Annotated in this window: 19 protein-coding genes and 1 riboswitch; of the genes, 5 read left to right on the forward strand and 14 right to left on the reverse strand. The window is 70.6% G+C overall.

Annotation, left to right across the window (positions count from 1 at the left end):
• Nucleotides 1-74 precede the first annotated feature (74 nt).
• Complete coding sequence (locus tag C4K88_RS05220; protein ID WP_104120569.1) at nucleotides 75-716, forward strand: TIGR03085 family metal-binding protein; 642 nt, start codon at nucleotides 75-77, stop codon at nucleotides 714-716.
• Between the two features lie 132 nt (nucleotides 717-848).
• On the opposite strand, the gene hisF is transcribed toward C4K88_RS05220, so the two are convergent.
• The 9 genes from hisF to aspS all read right to left on the reverse strand — a co-directional run bounded on the left by hisF (nucleotide 849) and on the right by aspS (nucleotide 8,759).
• A complete protein-coding gene (hisF, locus tag C4K88_RS05225; RefSeq protein ID WP_104120570.1) occupies nucleotides 849-1,619 on the reverse strand; it encodes an imidazole glycerol phosphate synthase subunit HisF in 771 nt (256 codons plus the stop codon).
• Between the two features lie 13 nt (nucleotides 1,620-1,632).
• Nucleotides 1,633-2,478, reverse strand: coding sequence for an ATP phosphoribosyltransferase (gene hisG / locus C4K88_RS05230; RefSeq protein WP_104120571.1), 846 nt, complete (start codon nucleotides 2,476-2,478; stop codon nucleotides 1,633-1,635).
• Nucleotides 2,479-2,548: 70 nt separating this feature from the next.
• Nucleotides 2,549-2,812 (reverse strand): phosphoribosyl-ATP diphosphatase, encoded by a 264-nt coding sequence (locus C4K88_RS05235; RefSeq protein ID WP_104120572.1) that lies wholly within the window; start codon nucleotides 2,810-2,812, stop codon nucleotides 2,549-2,551.
• 71 nt (nucleotides 2,813-2,883) lie between these two features.
• Nucleotides 2,884-3,369, reverse strand: coding sequence for a 6,7-dimethyl-8-ribityllumazine synthase (gene ribH, locus C4K88_RS05240; protein ID WP_104120573.1), 486 nt, complete (start codon nucleotides 3,367-3,369; stop codon nucleotides 2,884-2,886).
• Nucleotides 3,370-3,443: 74 nt separating this feature from the next.
• The gene (ribB, locus tag C4K88_RS05245) at nucleotides 3,444-4,091 is read right to left on the reverse strand and encodes a 3,4-dihydroxy-2-butanone-4-phosphate synthase (RefSeq protein WP_104120574.1); all 648 of its coding nucleotides are present in this window, start codon (nucleotides 4,089-4,091) and stop codon (nucleotides 3,444-3,446) included.
• Complete coding sequence (locus C4K88_RS05250; RefSeq protein ID WP_104120575.1) at nucleotides 4,088-4,741, reverse strand: riboflavin synthase; 654 nt, start codon at nucleotides 4,739-4,741, stop codon at nucleotides 4,088-4,090. Before C4K88_RS05250 ends, ribB begins: the two co-directional genes overlap by 4 nt.
• 34 nt (nucleotides 4,742-4,775) lie before the next feature.
• A complete protein-coding gene (gene ribD / locus C4K88_RS05255) occupies nucleotides 4,776-5,840 on the reverse strand; it encodes a bifunctional diaminohydroxyphosphoribosylaminopyrimidine deaminase/5-amino-6-(5-phosphoribosylamino)uracil reductase RibD (protein WP_104120576.1) in 1,065 nt (354 codons plus the stop codon).
• A complete protein-coding gene (gene pnuC / locus C4K88_RS05260; RefSeq protein ID WP_104120577.1) occupies nucleotides 5,837-6,520 on the reverse strand; it encodes a nicotinamide riboside transporter PnuC in 684 nt (227 codons plus the stop codon). The genes ribD and pnuC overlap by 4 nt, the downstream gene beginning before the upstream one ends.
• A 117-nt stretch (nucleotides 6,521-6,637) precedes the next feature.
• Nucleotides 6,638-6,779, reverse strand: a riboswitch (FMN riboswitch).
• A gap of 189 nt (nucleotides 6,780-6,968) precedes the next feature.
• A complete protein-coding gene (gene aspS / locus C4K88_RS05265; protein ID WP_104120578.1) occupies nucleotides 6,969-8,759 on the reverse strand; it encodes an aspartate--tRNA ligase in 1,791 nt (596 codons plus the stop codon).
• Between the two features lie 200 nt (nucleotides 8,760-8,959).
• Between aspS and C4K88_RS05270 the strand changes: the two genes are divergently transcribed.
• Nucleotides 8,960-10,225, forward strand: a complete 1,266-nt coding sequence (locus tag C4K88_RS05270) for an APC family permease (protein ID WP_104120579.1) — start codon at nucleotides 8,960-8,962, stop codon at nucleotides 10,223-10,225.
• A 148-nt stretch (nucleotides 10,226-10,373) separates the two neighbouring features.
• On the opposite strand, the gene hisS is transcribed toward C4K88_RS05270, so the two are convergent.
• The 4 genes from hisS to C4K88_RS05290 form a co-directional block, all read right to left on the reverse strand.
• Nucleotides 10,374-11,702, reverse strand: a complete 1,329-nt coding sequence (hisS, locus tag C4K88_RS05275) for a histidine--tRNA ligase (protein WP_104120580.1) — start codon at nucleotides 11,700-11,702, stop codon at nucleotides 10,374-10,376.
• 161 nt (nucleotides 11,703-11,863) lie between these two features.
• The gene (locus C4K88_RS05280; protein WP_206604349.1) at nucleotides 11,864-12,856 is read right to left on the reverse strand and encodes a phosphatidate cytidylyltransferase; all 993 of its coding nucleotides are present in this window, start codon (nucleotides 12,854-12,856) and stop codon (nucleotides 11,864-11,866) included.
• Nucleotides 12,853-13,587 carry a lysophospholipid acyltransferase family protein gene (locus C4K88_RS05285; RefSeq protein ID WP_167398964.1) on the reverse strand — a complete coding sequence of 245 codons (735 nt, stop codon included), beginning with the start codon at nucleotides 13,585-13,587 and terminating at the stop codon, nucleotides 12,853-12,855. The genes C4K88_RS05280 and C4K88_RS05285 overlap by 4 nt, the downstream gene beginning before the upstream one ends.
• A gap of 2 nt (nucleotides 13,588-13,589) precedes the next feature.
• Nucleotides 13,590-14,393: a CDP-alcohol phosphatidyltransferase family protein gene (locus C4K88_RS05290; RefSeq protein WP_241521717.1), complete on the reverse strand. Its 804-nt coding sequence runs from the start codon at nucleotides 14,391-14,393 to the stop codon at nucleotides 13,590-13,592.
• A gap of 16 nt (nucleotides 14,394-14,409) precedes the next feature.
• Here C4K88_RS05290 and C4K88_RS05295 point away from each other — a divergent pair, with 16 nt between their 5' ends.
• The 3 genes from C4K88_RS05295 (at nucleotide 14,410) to C4K88_RS05305 (ending at nucleotide 18,430) form a co-directional block, all read left to right on the forward strand.
• Nucleotides 14,410-15,003: a hypothetical protein gene (locus C4K88_RS05295; protein ID WP_146065624.1), complete on the forward strand. Its 594-nt coding sequence runs from the start codon at nucleotides 14,410-14,412 to the stop codon at nucleotides 15,001-15,003.
• 961 nt (nucleotides 15,004-15,964) lie between these two features.
• Nucleotides 15,965-17,659, forward strand: coding sequence for a DUF349 domain-containing protein (locus tag C4K88_RS05300; RefSeq protein WP_438502325.1), 1,695 nt, complete (start codon nucleotides 15,965-15,967; stop codon nucleotides 17,657-17,659).
• A gap of 96 nt (nucleotides 17,660-17,755) precedes the next feature.
• A complete protein-coding gene (locus C4K88_RS05305; RefSeq protein ID WP_104120585.1) occupies nucleotides 17,756-18,430 on the forward strand; it encodes a hypothetical protein in 675 nt (224 codons plus the stop codon).
• A 23-nt stretch (nucleotides 18,431-18,453) separates the two neighbouring features.
• Here C4K88_RS05305 and C4K88_RS05310 read toward each other — a convergent pair whose 3' ends face one another.
• Nucleotides 18,454-20,871 carry a RelA/SpoT family protein gene (locus tag C4K88_RS05310; protein WP_241521718.1) on the reverse strand — a complete coding sequence of 806 codons (2,418 nt, stop codon included), beginning with the start codon at nucleotides 20,869-20,871 and terminating at the stop codon, nucleotides 18,454-18,456.
• Nucleotides 20,872-21,004: the final 133 nt, after the last annotated feature.

The raw sequence follows: 21,004 nt of genomic DNA on the forward strand, positions 1-21,004 counted from the left end.
TTCTAGTGCGGCCCGCGCGGGGGCACGGGCGGGCCCTGCCCCCGCGCGGGCCCGTCATGCTAGTTTCAGCAGTGATGCACTACGTAACCCCGTCCCGCGAGGTCCTGGCCGAGACGCTCCTGGCAGCCGGCCCCGATGCCCCCACCCTGTGTGAGGGGTGGCGGACGCGCGACCTCGCCGCGCATCTGTACCTCCGGGAGCACCGGCCCGCCCTGGGCCTCGGCATGGTGATCCGGAAGTTCGCCCCCGCGACGGAGCGTGCCACGCGGGAGACGGGCGAACGGGCGAACTCGCCCGCGGCCTACGAGGCCCTCGTGAACCGCTTCCTCGCCGGCCCGCCGATCCTGTCGCCGATGCGCCTCAACGCCATCGACCGGAGTGCCAACCTGATCGAGTACTTCGTCCATACCGAGGACGTCCGCCGCGCGACGACGCGCTGGGCGCCCCGTGCGCTCGACGCCGAGTACGCCAACGCCCTCTGGGAGGAACTCGTCAAGCGTGCGGCGTTCCTCTACCGGGGCGTCGACCTCGGCATCGTCCTCGTGCGCCAGGACGGGCCCCGGCACGTCGCCAAGCGTGCGCCCGTGTCGGTGGCGATCGTCGGCGACCCGGGTGAGCTGCTCCTGCACGCGCATGGTCGCAGCCAGGCCCTGGTGACCTTCGAGGGCCAGCCCGACGCCGTCGCCCTGCTGCAGAGCGCCGACGTCGGCATCTAGCCCGGTTGCTCGACGTCTCCGTCGGCTAGGCCCCCCTATGTGCCGGGCCGCCGCGGCGGGTGCCCGGTCCCGGGGGAACGCCCCCACGGCTCTGGGCCGCCGCGCCGGGTGCATGCCCGCCAGCCCCAGGAATCAGCGGACGGGGAAGCCCGCCTCGCGGATGGCCGCCTTGACCTGCGCGATCGCGTCCACCGGACCGAAGTGGAAGACCGAGGCCGCGAGGACCGCGTCGGCGCCGGCCGCGACCGCCGGCGGGAAGTGTTCCGGCTTGCCCGCGCCGCCCGAGGCGATCAGGGGCACCCCGACGGCGGCCCGCACGGCGCGGATGAGCTCCAGGTCGAAGCCCTCCTTGGTGCCGTCGGCGTCGATCGAGTTGAGCAGGATCTCCCCGACGCCGCGGTCCGCGGCCTCCTTCGCCCAGGCCACGGCGTCGATCCCCGTGCCCTTGCGTCCGCCGTACGTGGTGACCTCGAAGCCGGACGGGGTGCTCGCGTCCCGCGTCCGCCGCGCGTCGAGGGAGAGCACGAGGACCTGGGCCCCGAAGTGCCCGGTGATCTCGTCGATGACGGACGGGCGGGCCACGGCGGCGGTGTTGATTGACGCCTTGTCCGCGCCGAAGCGCAGGAGGCGGTCGACGTCGGAGATCTCGCGGACACCCCCGCCCACGGTGAGCGGGATGAAGACCTCCTCCGCGGTGCGCGCGACGACGTCGAGGGTGGTCTCGCGGTTGCCGGAGGACGCGGTGACATCGAGGAAGGTGAGCTCGTCGGCGCCGGCGCGGTCGTAGCGGTGCGCGAGTTCCACCGGGTCGCCGGCGTCGCGCAGGTCCTCGAAGTTGACGCCCTTCACCACGCGCCCGGCGTCGACGTCGAGGCAGGGGATGACGCGCACTGCGACGGTCATGGCGGTCCCTGCCCTAGATCCGGCAGGCGTGGATGGTGCTGACGAGGATGGCGCGGGCGCCCAGCTCGTACAGCTCGTCCATGACGCGGTTGGTCTGGTGGCGCTTGACCATGGAGCGCACGGCGACCCAGTCGGAGTCGCGCAGCGGCGAGACCGTCGGCGATTCCAGCCCGGGGGTCAGGGCCGCGGCCTCGTCCACGAGGTGCTTCCGGATGTCGTAGTCCATCATCACGTACTGGCGGGCCACGAGGACGCCCTGCAGGCGGCGCAGCAGGACGTCGAGGCCGGCGGGCGCCTCCGCACCGGTCCGCCCGATCAGCACGGCCTCGCTCTGCAGGATGGGTTCGCCGAAGATCTCCATGCCGGCGGCGCGGAGGGTGCTGCCGGTCTCGACGACGTCGGCGATGGCGTCGGCCACGCCGAGGCGCACCGAGGACTCGACGGCGCCGTCCAGCCGGACCACCGACGCCGTGATGCCGCGCGCGGTGAGGTAGTCCTTCAGGAGCCCCTCGTAGCTGGTCGCGAGGCGGCGGCCCTCGAGCTCCTCCAGCGAGGAGAAGTCCCCCGCCGGCCCTGCGAACCGGAAGGTGGAGGCGCCGAAGCCGAGCTGCATGAGCTCCTCGGCCTGGACCTGGGCGTCGAGGAAGAGGTCACGGCCGGTGATGCCGACGTCGAGGGTCCCCGAGCCCACGTACACCGCGATGTCGCGCGGCCGGAGGAAGAAGAACTCGATCTCGTTCTCGGGGTCCACGAGCACCAGTTCGCGGGAGTCGCGGCGCTGGCGGTAGCCGGCCTCGGCGAGCATGGACGAGGCGGCCTCGGAGAGGGCGCCCTTGTTGGGGACTGCAACACGGAGCATGGGGGATCTTTCGCTGGTCAGGAACGGGGACGTGGCGGAGCCGCGGACGGGCGCACGGGGCGCCGTGCGGCTACAGATGCTTGTAGACGTCCTCCAGCGTGAGTCCCTTGGCGATCATGAGGACCTGCAGGTGGTAGAGCAGCTGGGAGATCTCCTCCGCGGCCTCCGCGGAGGACTCGTACTCGGCGGCCATCCATACCTCGGCGGCCTCTTCGACGACCTTCTTGCCGATGCCGTGCACGCCCGAATCGAGCTCCGCGACGGTCCGCGACCCCGACGGCCGCTCCACCGCCTTCGCGCTGAGTTCCTCGAACAGGGAATCAAAGGTTTTCACACCCTCTAGGTTATCGGCTCGCGCGGGTGTCGCGGCACGCCGGTCGCGCCCTGTGACGGACGCCTCCGTGCTCATCGCTCCGACGCGCGGAGGACAGCGGCCGTCGCCAGTGCCGCCGAGACGGCCTCGTGCCCCTTGTCCTCCGAGGAACCGGGCAGCCCGGCGCGGTCCAGTCCCTGCTGCTCGGTGTCGCAGGTCAGCACTCCGAAACCCACCGGGACGCCGGTGCGGACGCTGACATCGGTGAGGCCCGACGTCGCCGCCTGGCACACGTACTCGAAGTGCGGCGTGCCGCCGCGGATGACGACGCCGAGTGCCGCGACGGCGTCGAACAGGGGGGCGAGGCGCGCGGCGGCGACGGGCAGCTCGAAGCTGCCGGGCACGCGGATCTCGGTGACCTCCGCACCGGCCTCCGCCGCGGCCCGCCGGGCGCCGTCGAGCAAGCCGTCCATGATCTGCGTGTGCCAGCTCGCGGCGATGATCGCCAGGCGCAGGGGCGCGCCGTCCGGGGTGGTCAGTGCGCTGACGTCGATGCTGGGTGCTCCGTGGCCGCTCATGGGTCTCCTTCGGTTCGTGTACTGCAGGGGTCGGAAAGGGTGGATCAGGCGCTGGTGGATCAGGCGGTGACGGATCAGGCCGTGTGCCGGTGGTCCTCGCGCGCCCGGACGTAGGCCACGAGGTCCTCGATCGAGACGAGCGGGATTCCGTGCTCGTCGGCGAAGCGGCGCAGCGCGGGCAGGCGCATCATGTCGCCGCCGTCGTGGACGAGTTCGGCGATGACAGCCGCCGGACGCTTGCCGGCGAGGACGCTGAGCTCCACGCCGGCCTCGGTGTGTCCGGGCCGTTCGCGGAGCCCGCCGGGGGCGGCCCGCAGCGGGAACACGTGGCCCGGCCGGGTGAGGTCCAGGGGGCTGCTGGCCGGATCGGCCAGCACGCGTGCCGTGCGCGCGCGGTCGGCGGCGCTGATCCCCGTGCTGACGCCTGCCGCGGCGTCGCACGAGACGGTGTAGGCCGTGCCCTTGGAGTCCTCGTTGACCGCGGTCATGGGCGGCAGGAGGAGCCGGTCGGCGTCGTCGGGGCGCAGCGGCACGCAGAGCACGCCCGACGTCCAGCGCACCGTCCAGCCCACGAGCGCCGGTGTCGCGTCCTCGGCGGCGAAGACGAGATCGCCTTCGTTCTCGCGGTCCTCGTCGTCCACCACGACGACGGCGCGGCCGGCGGCGATCGCGGCGACGGCGTCCTCGATCGGGTCGAGGCGCACCGGTGCGGATGCCGTCACTGTGCACCCCCGGCGGAAGCGTCCCGGCGGGCGTCGACGGCGGCGAAGCCGAGGAGCCGTTCGGCGTACTTCGCGAGCACGTCCATCTCGAGGTTCACCGGGTCGCCGAGGCTCTTCGCGCCGAGGCCCGTCTCCCGCAGGGTGGTCGGGATGAGCCCCACCTCGAACCACTGCTCGGCGTCCTCGGGCGGGCTCACCGCGGTGACGGTGAGGGAGACGCCGTCGATCGCAACGGACCCCTTCTCCGCGGCGTACCGTCCCAGGTGGGCGGGGAGCCCGAAACGGAGCCGGTGCCAGGCGCCGAGGTCCTCGCGCTCGAGGAGCACACCGATACCGTCCACGTGGCCCTGGACCACATGGCCGTCGAGGCGCCCACCCGCCGGGACGCACCGCTCGAGGTTGACCGGCGCACCGGGCTGCAGGCCACCGGTGGTGGTGCGGCGCAGGGTCTCCCCCATGACGTCGACGCCCACGCGGCCGCCGTCGAGGGTGACGGCCGTGAGGCAGACCCCGTTGACGGCGATGGAGGCGCCGGGCGCGAGGTCCCGGCCGGTTCCGGGCGCCTCGAAGACGAGGAGTGCGCTCTCGCCGTCGGGCGTGAGCTCCAGGGAGACGACGCTGCCCTGCTCGGAGACGATTCCTGTGAACACTGGTACTTCCTTCGCGTGTGGTGGGTGTGCCGGGTCAGGCGGGAGGCGGTGGGGGCCCGAGGTGCAGCCGCACGTCGGGGTGGAACTGCCGGACGGCGGGCCCGCCGGCGTCATCCAGCGCCCAGCGGACGGCCTCCGTGAGGGTGCCCACCCCGAGGTCCGGGAAGGACGGTGCACCGTCGCCGAGGATCACGGGCGCCACGTAGCTGAAGAGTTCGTCCACCACCCCGGCCCGGAGGAACGCGGAGGCGACCCGCGGGCCGCCCTCCACGAGGACGTGCCGTACCCCGAGGGCGTGGAGCTCGCCGAGGGCCGCGTGGACGTCCCGGGTGGCCAGGTGGAGGAAGCCCTCGCCCCGCACCAGGGCGTCGTCGGGCACGGGCGTGAGCCCCAGGACGACCCGGAGACCGGGGGCCGACGGCGGTGCGCTCGGCGCGGGTTCGCTCCGGGCCGTGAGCCGCGGATCGTCGGCGAGGACGGTCCCGGTGCCGACGAGGACGGCGTCGGCGAGTGCACGGATCCGGTGGCCGTCGGCGCGGGCGCCGGCGCCCGTGATCCACTGGCTGGAGCCGTCCCGGGCCGCCACCCGGCCGTCGAGGGACTGCGCGGACTTCAGCGTGACGAAGGGGCGCCGGGCGAGGACGGACGCCGTCCAGCGCTGGTTGAGGTGCTGCGAGCGGGCCGCCTCGAGGCCACCCACGCAGTCGACGCCGGCCTCCCGCAGCCGCCGCGCCCCGCCGGCGGCAGCCCCGTTGACGTCGTCGGCGGCGTACACCACCCGTTTCACACCGGCGTCGATGAGCGCGTCGACGCACGGTCCTGTCCGGCCGGTGTGGTTGCACGGTTCGAGCGTGACGACCATGGTGCCGCCGCGGGCATCGTTGCCGCGCCGCCGGGCATCGGCGAGGGCGGAGGGTTCGGCGTGCGGCGTGCCGGCCCCGCGGTGGTGGCCCTCGCCGAGGACGGCTCCGTCGGCGGCGAGCAGGACGGCGCCCACGAGGGGGTTGGCGCCGCGCACCCCGCGCCCCGCGAGGTCCAGGGCGTGCAGCATGGCGGCCCTCTCCGCGGTGGAGGTGCTGCTGCCGGGCGTCGCGCTCATCGCAGCGTCGGATCCGGCAGGAGGGTCTCGATGCGCGGCTTCTCGGCGCGCTGGGCGCGAGCCCAGACGAAGAAGCCGACGAGCGTGAACGCGCCGTAGAACACGTACATGAAGGCGCTCGCGTAGTAGCCGGCACTGAACAGGAGGGGGACCCCGACGATGTCCACGGCCACCCACACGAGCCAGAACTCCACCCAGCCCTTGGCCATGCCGTAGGTGGCCAGGAGGGAGCCGACGAATGTCCAGGCATCGGCCCAGACCGGCTCGTACGAGCCGAGCATGCGGAACAGGGGCGTCAGGGCGAAGGTGCCCACGATCATGAAGGACACCATGCCGAGGCGCGCCCTCGTCCCGGCCCAACGGGGTTCGACGGCCTGGCCCCCGTGGTCGCGGCTGGCCCGCCACCGGCGCCACCCGTAGATCGACACGGCGATGAACATGACCTGCCGGCCGGCCTGGCCCAGCAGGTTGGCGGCGCTCGCGGCACCGAAGAGGGAACCGAGGAAGACGGTGAGAAGCAGCACGTTGCCGATGATCCCGACCGGCCAGGCCCACACGCGACGGCGCATGCCGCCGAAGGCGCTGAGGAGACCGAACACGTTGCCCACCACTTCGCGCAGCAGGAGGGACCCGTTGCCTACGGGGATGCGGGCTTCGAAGAGCCACTGCAGAAAATCCATGCCGATCCTTCACCGGGTCCACGGCTCCGGGCAACGGCAGCAGAAGGGACGTCCCACCCCGGACGACGCCGCGGCAAGCCCCGCGACCCGACGACGGGCAACGGTCAGTCCCTGCTGTTCGTGCTTCTCCCATCCAGACTTTGACTGTCGGTCCCGGAATTCCACCGGCTCAACCGCCGCCGTCCCGCGGGTGCGGGACGTTGAGCGGGTCGCGGACTATAACCGCCGGTTCGGACTTACACCGACCCCGGAGCACGTACGCTGCCGATTATTTCACAGCGTGCCCCCGTCCACGGCACGTCGGTCGCAATTCGTCCGAGAGCGAAGCCGCCGATCCTGCGCGCCCGCGCCGTCCTCGGGGTCTGCGGGGTCCGGCGGGGTACAGCTACGGCGGGCGCCGTGAACCGGCACCCGCCGTAGCTGCACATGTCCCGAACCGGACCGAAGATCAGGCCTCGGCGGCGACCTTCGGCCCGCCGTCGGCCTTCGGCTTGGCGTCGACCCCGGCCTCCTTGCGCTGCTGGGCCGTGATCGGCGCGGGCGCCGCGGTCAGGGGGTCGAACCCGCCGCCGGACTTCGGGAACGCGATGACGTCGCGGATCGAATCCGTCCCGGCGAGGAGCGAGACCACGCGGTCCCAGCCCAGGGCGATGCCGCCGTGCGGAGGCGCGCCGTACTTGAAGCCTTCGAGCAGGAAGCCGAACTTCTCCTGCGCTTCCTCCTTGCCGAGGCCCATGACCGCGAACACGCGCTCCTGGACGTCGCGCTGGTGGATACGGATGGACCCGCCGCCGAGCTCGTTGCCGTTGCAGACGATGTCGTACGCGTAGGCGACGGCGTTCTCCGGGTCGGTGTCGAACGTGTCGAGGAATTCGGGCTTCGGGGAGGTGAAGGCGTGGTGGACGGCCGTCCACGCGCCGCCTCCCACGGCGACGTCGCCCGCGGCGACGGCGGCCGAAGCCGGCTCGAACATGGGCGCGTCGACGATCCAGACGAACGCCCAGTCGCCCTCCGTGATGAGCCCGGTGCGCCGGCCGATCTCGACCCGGGCGGCGCCGAGGATGGCGCGCGACGACGTGCGGTCGCCGGCGGCGAAGAAGATGCAGTCGCCGGGCGCGGCCCCGGTCGCGGCCGCGAGGCCCTCGCGCTCGGCGTCGGTGAGGTTCTTGGCGACGGGGCCGCGGAGGCTGCCGTCGTCGTCGATGAGGACGTAGGCGAGGCCCTTGGCGCCGCGCTGCTTCGCCCACTCCTGCCAGGCGTCCAGCTGCCGGCGCGGCTGCGCTGCGCCGCCGGGCATGACGACAGCGCCCACGTAGGGGGCCTTGAAGACGCCGAAACCGGTGTCCTTGAAGAACTCGGTCAGTTCGGTGAGCTCGAGCCCGAAGCGGAGGTCCGGTTTGTCCGAGCCGTACTTGGCCATGGCCTCGGCGTACGTCATGCGGCGGATCGGCAGGGGGATCTCGACGTCGATGAGCTTCCAGAGCGCGGCGACGAGCTGCTCGCCGAGGGCGATGATGTCGTCCTCCTCCACGAAGCTCGCCTCGATGTCGAGCTGGGTGAACTCGGGCTGGCGGTCCGCCCGGAAGTCCTCGTCGCGGTAGCAGCGGGCCAGCTGGTAGTACTTCTCGAAGCCGCCGACCTGCAGGAGCTGCTTGAAGAGCTGCGGGGACTGCGGGAGTGCGTACCAGGAGCCGGGCGCGAGGCGCGCGGGCACCAGGAAGTCGCGGGCGCCCTCCGGGGTGGAGCGCGTCAGGGTGGGGGTCTCGATCTCCACGTACCCGTCGGCGTGCAGCAGTTCGCGGGCGATCCGGCTGGCCTCGGACCGCAGGCGCAGGTTGGCTTGGGGGCCGGGGCGCCGGAGGTCGAGGTAGCGGTGGCGCAGGCGTGCCTCCTCGCCCACCTCCACGTGCTCGTCGATCTGGAACGGCAGGGGGTCCGAGGTGTTGAGAATGGTCACGGTGTCCGCGATGACCTCGATGGCGCCGGTGGGAAGGGCAGGGTTCTCGTTGCCCTCGGGGCGCTGCTGGACCTCGCCGACGATCTGCAGGACGTACTCGTTGCGCAGGGACGAGAACACGTCCTCCTCGCGGACGACGACCTGCGCGACGCCGGAGGCGTCCCGGAGATCGAGGAACGCGACGCCGCCGTGGTCCCGGCGACGGGCGACCCATCCAGCCAGGGTGACGGTTTGTCCTACGTGCTCGGGCCGAAGCGAGCCGAGTTCATGCGTGCGGAGCACAGCATTCCTTCCCACAGATACGTTCGATGAGTCGCAGGCGAGCTTCGCCTGCCTAGAGTTGGTGCAAACCCGTCCAACTTTACCGGTCCGGGTCCGCCGAACCGGACACGCCGTTCCGGGCTGTCGCGTCCGAGGAGCCACCCTCCACCGGAACCCGTCATCACGCGAACTCCGGTTCACCCGCACCACCGAGGAGCACCATGACCCAGCCACCGGGACTGCGCCGCGCAATGGGCGGCTTCGACGCCACCACGGTCGGCGTCGGCGCGATGATCGGCGCAGGCGCCTTCGTGGTCTTCTCCCCCGCCAGTGCCGCGGCGGGCCTGCTGCTGCCCCTCGCCGTCGTCCTCGCGGGGTTCGTCGCCTACTGCAATGCCGCGGCGACGGCCTCCCTCGCCGTCCGCTATCCCTCCAGCGGGGGGACCTACCTCTACGGCAGGAAGCAGCTCGGGCCCTGGCCCGGCTTCCTCGCGGGGTGGGGCTTCGTCACCGGCAAGCTCGCGTCGTGTGCGGCGATGGCCCTGACCTTCGGCCTGTACGCCGCGCCCGGTGCGGAGAAGGCCGCCGCGGTGGCCGCCGTCGTCGGCCTGACCGCGGTGAACCTCCTCGGGGTGACGCGGACGGCCCTCGCGACGCGCGTGATCGTCTCGCTCGTCGTGCCCGTCCTGGCGTTCGTCGTCGTCGTGGCGTTCACCGCCCCGGCCGCACCCTCCACGGCCGGCTCCGGCGGGACGGGCGGCGTCGTCGGCGTGCTGCAGGCTGCGGCCCTGCTGTTCTTCGCGTTCGCGGGCTACGCGCGCATCGCGACCATGGGCGAGGAGGTGCGGAACCCGCGCCGGAACATCCCGCGGGCGATCTTCGGCGCCCTCGGCTTCACCCTCGTGGTGTACCTGCTCCTGGCACTCTCGCTGCTGAATGCCCTCGGGCCGGAGGCCCTGGCCGCTTCGAGTGCACCGCTGCGGGACGTCGTCGACGCCGGGACGCCGCCCGGAGGGGCCACCGGGGTGCTCGACACCGTGGTGGTCGGCGCTGCAGCGCTCGCGAGTCTCGGGGCGCTGCTCGCCCTGATCGCCGGCGTCGGCCGCACCAGTCTCGCCATGGCCCGCAACAGGGACCTGCCCTCGGCGCTCTCCAGCATCTCGACGCGCTTCGCGGTGCCCTGGGTGGCGGACCTCGCAACCGCCGCCGTCGTCGTGCTCCTGCTGCTCGCCACGGACGTGCTGACGGTCGTCGGGTTCTCCAGCTTCGGGGTGCTGGTGTACTACGCGATCGCGAACGTGGCCGCGTTCACGCTCACCGACCGGCAGTGGTACGCCCCGCGCTGGCTGAACGTCGTCGGTGCGGTCGCCTGCCTCGTCCTGGCCTTCACCCTCCCGGCGGTGTCGGTGGTGACCATGCTCGCGGTGCTCGCGGCCGGGGTCGTCGTCCGGGGTGCGGTACTGGTCCGACGCCGGCGTGCGGCCTGAGGGACGCGGAAGAGTCCCCCGTGCGTGCATGCGTGCGGGCGGGCGCGCGGGCGGGCGTGTGGGTGCACCCGGCGCGGCGGCCCAGACCCGGGGTAACGTTCCCCCGGGTCTGGACGCCCGCCGCGGCGGTCCGCCCCAGCCGGGTCCGTCAGGCCCGGGCGACGACGGGCCGGAGGTCGTCCGCCGGCGGGGTCCAGGAGGACGGGTCCGCCACCACCTGGTCGCCCGACCGGATGTCCTTCACCTCGTGCGTGCCGTCGGCGGAGGTGAACCACACGAACGGGATCCCCCGGCGGTCGGCGAACTTGATCTGCTTCCCGAACTTCTCGGCCGTCGCGGCCACCTCGGCGGAGATGCCGCGGCCCCGGAGCGCCGTTGCGACGTCCTGTGCCTGCGACCAGGCGTCGTCGTCCGCGAGCGTCACCAGGACAGCGGTGGGGACCGCGCGGGAGACCGTGGCGAAGCCCTGGCTGAGGATCCGCGAAACGATCCGGGTGACGCCGATAGACAGGCCGACGCCGGGGAAGGTGCGGTTACCCTTGCGGGCGAGCGAGTCGTAGCGGCCGCCGGAGCAGATGGAGCCGAGCCCCTCATGCCCGTCGAGCACCGTCTCGTAGACGGTCCCCGTGTAGTAGTCGAGCCCGCGGGCGATGCTGAGGTCCGCGACCACCCGGCCCGGCGCACGCCGTGACGCCTCCCCCACGACCTGCCGGAGCTCCTCGAGCCCTTCCTCGAGGAGCTCGCTCGTGACGCCGAGCTCCCGGACCCGCTCCACGAAGGACGTGTCGGGGGTACGGATCCCCGCGAGTTCGAGGGCCAGGCGCACCTGCTCCTCGCCTGCTCCCACCTCAGCGCGCAGCAGCACGCCCACCTTCTCGGGGCCGATCTTCTCGAGCTTGTCGATGCTGCGGAGAACCGCCGCCGTATCCGTGAGCCCGATCGCCCGGTAGAACCCCTCGGCGAGCTTCCGGTTGTTCACACGCAGGGTGAAGTCGGGGATCGGCAGGGCACCGAGCGCCTCGACGACGGCGAGAGCGAGTTCGACGTCGTACCGGAACGGGAGGGTGCCATCGCCGACGACGTCGATGTCCGCCTGGGTGAATTCGCGGGCGCGGCCTTCCTGCGGCCGCTCCCCCCGCCAGCACTTCTGGATCTGGAAGCGGCGGAACGGGAACGCGAGGTGGCCTGCGTTCTCGACGACGTAGCGTGCGAACGGGACGGTGAGGTCGTAGTGGAGTGCAAGTCCGCTCTCGGACGCGGACGCCTCCTCGGCCTGCAGGCGCGAGACCGCGTAGACCTCCTTGTCGATCTCACCCTTGCGCAGGAGGTGGTCGACGGTCTCGACGGCGCGCGTCTCGATGCTGGAGAACCCGTGCAGTTCGAACGTGCGCTGCAGCACCTCGAGCACGTGGAGTTCGATCAGGCGCTCCTCGGGGAGCCATTCGGGAAAGCCTGACAGTGATGCCTTGCGGGCCATTGGGGGAATCTCCTCCTGCACGGGGTTTCCGGTCCTCGCCCCGGCGGCGGGACGATCCGGTTCTGCGGCCTCAATCCTAGGTGCCGGGCACCCTTCGCGGGAAAAGCCGGGCCAGTCTGTCCGCGGGGCGGATGGGTGCCACGCCGTCGGACCACGCGTCGTCAGGTGTAGAAGAATCGCACGGTGTGAAAGAAGACCGGCGCCGCGAAGCACAGCGAGTCCAGGCGATCCATGATGCCGCCGTGGCCGGGGATGAGGGAGCCGAAGTCCTTGATGCCGCGGTCGCGCTTGATGGCGGACATCACCAGCCCTCCGGCGAAACCCATCACACACGAGATGAACGCCAGGAGCGCGGCCATGAACGGAGTGAACGGTGTGACCCACCAGAGGGCGGCACCGAGGGCGGTGGCCGAAAGCACTCCCCCGATGAACCCCTCCCAAGTCTTGTTGGGGCTGACGCTCGGCGCGATCGGATGTTTCCCGAGCGTCTTGCCCCATACGTACTGCAGCACATCGGAGCCCTGCACCACGATCAGCAGGAAGAGCAGCAGCTGCGCGCCGGTAGCCCCACCGGCGCCCGGCGCCGACCCTTCGGCCGCGTCCCGGCCCAGCTCCATGGCGATCGGCAACTGCAGGAGCGCCGGGGCGTGGCTGAGGGCGTAGACGCACACCATCAGCGCCCACTGGATGGTCGCGGTGCGCTGCAGGAACCCGGCGGTCTGCCCGGCCAGCGCATTACGCGCCGGCAGGAAGAGGAAGGCGTACACCGGGATGAACACACTGAACATGCCGTACCAGTGTTCCCAGACGAACCAATAGTGCACGGCGGGGATGATGAAGACCAGCCACACGAGCGCTTTGTGATCTCCGCGGCCGGTGGGTGAGATGGTGATGAATTCGCGCAGCGCCAGGAGCGACAGCAGGAGGAAGAGCACGATCGTCACTGTCTCGCCGGCGGCCAGGACAGCGCCGAGCAGGGCGACCATCAGCCACCACGCGTTGATGCGTTGCTTCAGATTCGTGACAGTGCTCGTTGCGCCCAGACGGCGGCCCAGAAGCCGCGCGATCGCGGTGGCCAGCACGAGAACGAGGACGACGCCGCCGAGGAGTTTCAGCGACGACGAGTCCAGCAGCCCCAGTTCCCAGCCGCTCACAGGTCGTCCTGCCGGGCCTGGCTGCGAGGGGGCGACACGCGTTCGTCCGCTTCAGAAGCATCCGTCGGCTGCGGGCCTTGATGCTCCGCCAGGCAGTCCACGAGAACCTGCCGGGCGCGGGCCAGGAATGCCTGCCGCTCCTCATCGGGAGCCAAGTACAGGGGTTCGCAGAAGATGACAGTCGAGAGGTGAGGGACCGGGATCACCTCTCCTTTGGGGAGGATCCGCCCGAGGTTGGCCAGCGTCACCGGGACCACAGGTACCTCAGGGTGAAGCTGCGCCAATTTGTACAGTCCACCGTGGAATCGGGCGATCGTTTCGCCGTCGCCGCGCGTGCCTTCAGGGAAGATGATCAGCGAGTCCCCGGCCGTCAGCACCTCGGCCATGCCCTCCACCTGCCCCTTGGGGCTGACCCCCGAGTCGGAGGTGCGCTGTCGAGTGCCACTGGAGCCGTGGCGGTCCACCAGATAGGCGTTGAAGATCTGATCAGCGAAGACCCTGCGCACCCCGGAGCCCCAGTAGTCCTTGGCGGCCACCGGGCGGGTCCGTCTTCGAAGCTCTCCCGGCAGTGCGGCCCAGATGGTGAGGAAGTCCAGATGGCTGGAATGGTTCGCGTAATAGATGGCCTGCTCCGGCAGCTCCGGTTCGGAGTCTCCGGCTGCAGTCGCGACACGCGCCCCGGCGAACGCGCTGATCAGGGTGGCGAGGCCGCGCCGGAGAACGCTACTCACGTTCACGCGGGCAGGTCCTTGCTGCGGGCGCGCAGCGAGGCGCTGACACGGCGCAGTCGGCGAACGCAGGTGAGCAGGGAGCCCAGCGCGATGAGCGCCAGCGTGCTGACCAGCACCCACCCTTCCGACCACGGAAGCCATGGTTCGGCGATGCTCACCAGGACCCCGGCCATCAGCAACCACATACGGTGCGGCTTGGCCAGGGGCCCGTCGAAGAAGTTCCTCGTACCGAGGGCTGACCCGAGGCTGCGGATATAGGCGGTCAGTACAGCCAATATCGCCGCTAGGAATCCCAGCGTCACCCCGAGATCGACCCTGCCCGCGCTCAGCAGCCCGGCGGTCGCGATGCCTGCTGCTCCCAGGAACAAGACATCAGAAATCCGATCGGGCAGCTCATTGTAGATATCGCCCACCGGTGAGCTCATGCCCTTCTCGACCGCCAACATTCCGTCGAGCATATTCAGCAGCAGACGCAGCGGTATACAGGCGGCAGCCACGGCCAACAGGACAGCCCCGCTTACGGCGTCGTCGGTATGCGCCGACCAGATCAGCGCAGCGGCGCCCACAGCGGCGAACACCACTGAACCGACCGAGATCTGGTTGGGGGTGAGTTTCGCCGCCGCAAGGATATCCGCAGATCGTGTCGCCCACCGGCTGCTGCGCTGCGGAATTGCCCGCCTGTCCGTTCCTTGGCTCATGTGGAGTGTCCGTTCATTTGGCCCTTTGCCGTATTTCATACGGTAGTGGGAGTCGGGCGGGGGAACTGGCAGCAACCCGCGATCAATCCCGTAATTCCACGTCACCATTCATTACAGTGAAAGCATGAGAGCTCGACGCACATCAGTTTTCAGGAACGCCCTGCGGGACCATGGAATCGCCGGAGCATGGGGCTTCGCAGAAGCGACGTTCTTCTTCGTGGTCCCCGATGTGTGGACATCCTGGGTGGGGCTACGCCGGCCGAAGCGCGCGCTCAGCACCACGATCTCAGCCCTCGGTGGTGCCATGGCCGGAGGCACGGTGACCTACTGGTGGGGCCACAAGGTCACCGCCGAGGCCTCGCGCAGCGCGCTGGTGACAGTTCCGGCGATCACGAACGCCATGATCAGCAAGGTGGAGCAGGACATCGCTGAATCCGGGGCCGCTTCCCTGATGAAGGGCCCCACCCGCGGAATCCCGTACAAGCTCTACGCTCGGGCAGCCGGCCTGCAACGGACCCCGCTGGTGACACTTCTTGCCTGGAGTGTGCCCGGCCGGATGGTTCGGTTCATGATGGTGACACTGGCAGTGTCCGGAATTGCCGCCGTAGTGCGCCGCAGGTACCCGGACATTTCTGAGCGGCGGATCTCGACCGTGTTCTGGATCTGCTGGGGCGTGTTCTACGCAGTGTTCATCCCACTGACCTCCCGTCGCCACTGAACCCCAGCGACCGGAGCTCCGACACCGCTCGACAATCCGAGTGAAGCATTCCTACTTCGGCTCAAAAGTCCGTGAGGGTCGCCATAGCGAAGACATTCCGAGGCGCGCTGGCCGCAGTATTACAGGGCCACCTTTCAGGGCGTTGAGTGCGGGACGGGTCAGATAGGGGCCCGCCGGGTTTCCGGACGTCGACGTTGCCTCCTACCGATCTCCTACTCGACACCCGGAATCGATGTCCGGCATTTCAGCCTTCACGAATTTCGGGAGGTCGGTCGTCGGTCTCCTCGGCGGCTTTCTTATGCCACGCTTCCTCCGACCGCGTCGCATGCAGGATTTGCAGGACACAACCAACCGCGGCGAGGGTCTCCACGACCTGACGTACGGGAGTCGCCTCCGTGCCGGGAAGCCGCTGGCGGACCTTCTGCGCTCGGCCCCGTCGACGACGTTCAACACAATGGAGGGCCCCTGCGCCGCCTGGGCCGCTTCCGCGACCACGAAGCCCTGCCGGGTCTCCCCTCGATGTCCCCGGCCTGCGTGGTGCCCGGTAGCACCGTAGTCCCGGCATTCGCCATCGGTGGTCTTGGCCTCGGTGACGGTTCCGTTACGGGCAGTGAGGACGCCCGCGTCACCGAGGATTTCGTCATCACTGCCTGCGGTCAGGCATCTCGACGGTTCAACTGGACCTCACGAGCACCACGGACACACTGGTGAGCGGAATCTGACCACTCTGGGAGCGTGCCGCGTACGCCCACCTCCCGCCATGCCGCGGAACAGGGGCCAGTGGGTAAAGTAGCCTCAGGGCAGGTTCCCGGTTTTCAAGGCAGGGCGGGATGCGCAGCGAGGTCGGCCGGAAGGCACTCGCCGCCGTATCGCGACCGGCACGACCGATAGACTCCTGGATCCTGCATGACATGGCCCTGGCGCGGTTCACGGCCATCCGACGAGCGAAAGACTTCTAGCGGTGACAGACAGTCAGCAATCCGACGACACGACCATCGGCCAGGGCCCACAGCAGGACGCTGCGGCAAGCGACGGTACCGATGCAGCACCCGTAGCGGCAGAGCCCAGCGCGGCTGCAGAGCCCGCTGTTGACGAGCCCGAGGCGATGGACCCCTCGGTGGCCGTCGAGCCCGAGGCTGCAGAGCCCCCCGCGGCGGTGGAGGCCCTTGCAACGCAGCCCCCTGCGGCCACAGAGCCCGCGACGACCATCGAGGAAGCCGCGGTGGCCGAGCCCGTTGCGGCAGAAAGCGCGGAGCCCGCGGCCGTTGAGCCTGCTGCCGCGGAGCCTGCTGCCGCCCAGCCGCAACCCTCCGCTCCCCGCCCCCCGCTTCCGACGACGATGGCCCCACGCCCGGTGAAGAAGGCCGCGACGCCGGTGGCGGCCCCCGTCGCCCACAGCACCCCCCTCGCGGAGGCCGGCAGGTTCGCGCGCGTCGAGGAGGACGGCCACGTCTTCCTGCTCGTCGACGGCGAGGAGCACCCGGTGGGCCAGTACCCGGACGCGACGCGCGAGGAGGCCCTCGCCTACTTCGTGCGCAAGTACGACGACGTCGCCAGCCAGGTGGCGCTCCTCGAGCAGCGGGTGCAGGCCAAGGCGCCGGCGTCGGACATGGCCAAGACGGCCAAGCACCTGCGCGCCCAGGTCGGCGAACGCAAGGTGGTCGGCGACGTCCTCGCCCTCGAGGCGCGCATCGACGCCCTGCTGGAGGCCATCGCGGGCCTGGAGAAGGCCGAGCGGGCCGTCCACGACGCCCTGAAGGCCAAGGAACTCGCGGCCCGTGAGGCGATCGTGGCCGAAGCGGAAGAGCTCGCCGACCGCGACCCCTCTACCGTGCAGTGGAAAGCCAGCAGCACCCGGATGAACGAGCTGTTCGAGCTCTGGAAGGCTGCCCAGAAGAACGGACCGAGGCTCGGCCGCGGCACGGAGGACGCGCTCTGGAAGCGCTTCCGGTCCGCCCGCACCATCTTCGACCGCCACCGCCGCGCCTACTTCTCGCAGCTGGACAGTGACAACGTCGAGGCCAAGCAGGCCAAGGAAGCCCTCATCAAGCGGGCCGAGCAGCTCTCCGGCTCCACGGACTGGGGCCACACCGCCGCCGAGTACCGGCACCTGATGGACGAGTGGAAGGCCTCCAAGCGCGCCAGCCGCAAGGACGACGACGCCCTGTGGGCCCGTTTCCGCGCCGCCCAGGACCGTTTCTTCGAGGCACGCAAGACCGCGAACGAAGCCGTGGACGAGGAGTACGCGGGCAACCTCGTGGCTAAGGAAGCGCTGCTGCGGGAAGCCCAGCAGATCCTGCCGATCAGGGACCTCGCCGCCGCGAAGAAGGCCCTGCAGTCCGTCCGCGACCGGTGGGACGAGGCCGGCAAGGTCCCGCGCGCCGACATGGGCCGCATCGACGCGGGCCTCCGCAAGGTGGAGGACGCCGTCAAGGCCGCCGATGACGAGCACTGGACGAAGACGAACCCGGAGACCAAGGCGCGCACCAACAGCGCCCTGAGCCAGCTCGAAGCGACGATCGCCCAGCTCAAGGAGGACCTCGCCGCCGCCGAGCGTGCCGGCGACGCCAAGAAGATCGCGTCGGCACGGGAAGCACTGGCCGCACGCGAGCAGTGGCTCGACATGCTGCAGAGGTCGGCGCAGGACTTCTCCTAGCCGCCCGAGCGCACCCGCAGAAGCCCCCCCGGCACCCTTGTCCACATCGGCGCCGGGGGGCTTCTGCGTGGGCGGCGCAGTCCCCATGCTGAGGGGATGGCTCCCCTGCACGGCCCCTCCGCCGCTGTCCCTCCCGAGCGCTACCCGGAAGCGGCCCGCCCTCCGGTCACGTCCACCGGGGGCGCGCTCTTCCATGCGGGGGAGATCTTCACCGCGGCGGAGCTGCAGGCCATGCGGATTGAGGGCCTCGTGCGCCTGGTCATCGGCGGGTCCTACCTCCGGAGCGACTTCCGGGAGGACCCCGTCGTCAGGTCGCAGGCTGCCGCCCGGTGTATCCCGCGGGCGGTGCGCGCCCGGGTGGCGCTGGGGCGCTCGTGCGCGGCCTGGATCTACGGGTGCGCCCCACCGCCGGCCGTGATCAGCCTCGTGACGGACCACCGGCGGCGCACCACGGCGCTGCCGCCCTTCACCTCCGCGGTCATGCACCAGGTGGCGCTCGGACCGTTCGACGTCAACACGGTGGGCGGGGTCCCCGTGACGACCCCGCTCCGCACCGCCCTGGATATCGCGGTGCACGGCGAGGACCGCGACGCGGTGCACATCCTGCGGGCGATCAGCCGGGACCGTGACCTGGACTGCCCGCTCCGCCTCGTGGAGGCTGCACTCCTGAGCACCTCCCGGGTGCCCGGCAAGACGCGTGCCCTGACGAGGGTGCGGGCAGCCCGGCGACCCGCACCGGAAGGAACGGCACGCCCGGGACGCCGCTCATGAGTAGCGCCCCGGCGCGGCGGCCGTCAGGGACGGCGCTGCGAGCCGGTGGTCCGGTAGACGTCGAACACGCCGTCGATGCGCCGGACCGCGCTGAGGATATGGCTGAGGTACTTGGGATCGCCCATCTCGAACGCGAAGCGGGACATCGCCACCCGGTCGGAGGACGTGTTCACGTTGGCCGCGAGGATGTTCACGTGGTTCTCGGCGAGGACACTCGTGACGTCGGAGAGCAGGCTCTTACGATCGAGGGCCTCCACCTGGATCTCGACGAGGAACACGCTCGTCTGCGTGGGAGCCCAGTCCACGGGCACGATGCGGTCCGGCTGGTCGCGCAGCTCCTGCACGTTCCGGCAGTCGGTCCTGTGCACGGAGACGCCCGAGCCACGCGTGACGAACCCGATGATGGGATCCGGCGGAACGGGGGTGCAGCAGCGGGCGAGCTTCACCCAGACGTCGCCGACCCCGCGGACGGTCACGCCGGAGTCGGAGAACTTGGGCCGTCGGGGCTGGGCCGGGACCACGGTCTCGGCGATGCTCTCCTCGGCGCCCTCGTGGCCGCCCATGAGCGCCACGAGGTGCTCGATGACGTTCTGGGCGGAGGTGTGGCCGTCGCCGACGGCCGCATACAGCGCCGAGATGTCCTGATGGTGGAGCTCCTCCGCCACGGTCATGAGGGCGGTGTGCGTCATCATGCGCTGCAGCGGCAGGTTCTGCTTGCGCATGGCGCGCGTCAGCAGGTCCTTGCCCTTGTCCACGGCTTCCTCGCGCCGCTCCTTCGTGAACCACTGCCGGATCTTGTTCCGGGCGCGCGGGCTCTTGACGAAGCCCTGCCAGTCTTGGCTCGGGCCCGCCCCCTCGGCCTTCGACGTGAAGATCTCCACGGAGTCACCGTGGTTGAGCTCGCTGTTGAGGGGCACGAGCTTCCCGTTCACCCGCGCCCCGATGGTCCGGTGGCCCACCTCGGTGTGCACGGCATAGGCGAAGTCCACCGGCGTGGACCCGGCCGGCAGGGCCATCACCTCGCCCTTGGGCGTGAAGACGAAGACCTCGGCGGCGTTGATCTCGAACCGCAGGGAGTCGAGGAACTCGTTGGGGTCGGAGGTCTCCTGCTGCCAGTCCACGAGGCTGCGCAGCCACCCCATGTCCCCGCCGTCCTGCGCCTCCAGCTGCCGGCCCCCGCTCTTGTACTTCCAGTGGGCGGCGACGCCGTACTCGGCGCGGCGGTGCATGTCGTGGGTCCTGATCTGGATCTCCACGGGCTTGCCACCCGGACCGATCACCGTGGTGTGGAGCGACTGGTACATGTTGAACTTCGGCATCGCGATGTAGTCCTTGAACCGCCCGGGCAGGGGGTTCCACCGCGAATGGAGGGAGCCGAGGGTCGCGTAACAGTCACGCACGCTGTCCACCAGGACGCGCACGCCCATGAGGTCGTGGATGTCGTCGAAGTCCTTACCGCGGACGATCATCTTCTGGTAGATCGAGTAGTAGTGCTTGGGCCGGCCCGTGATCGTCGCCTTGATCTTGACGGTGCGCAGGTCCTCGTCGATCTGGTTCCGGACGAGGCTGAGGTGCTTCTCCCGCTCCGGGGTCCTGTCCCCCACCATGCGGACGATCTCCTCGTACACCTTCGGGTGCAGGGCCGCGAAGGAGAGATCCTCGAGTTCCCACTTGATGGTGTTCATGCCCAGCCGGTGCGCGAGCGGGGCGAAGATCTCGAGCGTCTCCCGTGCCTTCTTCGCGGACGAGGCGGGCGAGACGAAGCGCCACGTGCGGGCGTTGTGCAGCCGGTCGGCGAGCTTGATGACGAGCACCCGGATGTCCTTCGCCATGGCGACGACCATCTTGCGGACCGTCTCGGCCTGCGCGGCGTCCCCGAAGGACACCTTGTCGAGCTTGGTGACGCCGTCCACGAGCATGGCCACCTCGGGCCCGAAATCGCGGGTGAGTTCGGCGAGGGTGTAGGAGGTGTCCTCGACGGTGTCGTGCAGCAGGGCCGCGGCGAGCGTGGTGCCGGTCATCCCCAGTTCGGCCAGGATGGTGGCGACGGCGACGGGGTGCGTGATGTACGGATCACCGCTCTTGCGCGTCTGGCCCTCGTGGCTGCGCTCCGCGACGAGGTAGGCCCGCTGGATGAGGTCGAGGTCCTCCTTCGGGTTGTTGGCCCGGACCGTGCGCAGGAGCGGCTCGAGGACGGGCGAGTAGCCGGAGGAGCCACGGCCGGTGAGCCGGGCGATGCGCGCGCGGGTCCGCCCGCGCCGGCCGGGAGCGGCCTGGTCGGCGCTCGTCGCGGACGGCGCGGAGGCCGGGGATTCGGGCTGCACGAGCCCCCGGTTCGCTCCGGGGCGCGCCGCGTCCGTGGCGATCGGGCCCTGCCCGCCGGTCGCGGGGGCGCCGGGCCCGACGTCGGGCCCGCCCCTGGGGTTCACCGCTTCAGCCATGTGCCATCCCTCAATCTCGATCCCGGGCCCCTCGAGGGGCCTACGATGCCACCGGTCGTGCGACGGTTCAATTCTAGCCGTGCCGGAAACGGCATCGGCCGCACGCGACCCGGAGGGGTCGCCTGCGGCCGGC

The sequence above is a fragment of the Arthrobacter pityocampae genome, assembly GCF_002927275.1.
Lineage (GTDB): Bacteria > Actinomycetota > Actinomycetes > Actinomycetales > Micrococcaceae > Arthrobacter_D > Arthrobacter_D pityocampae.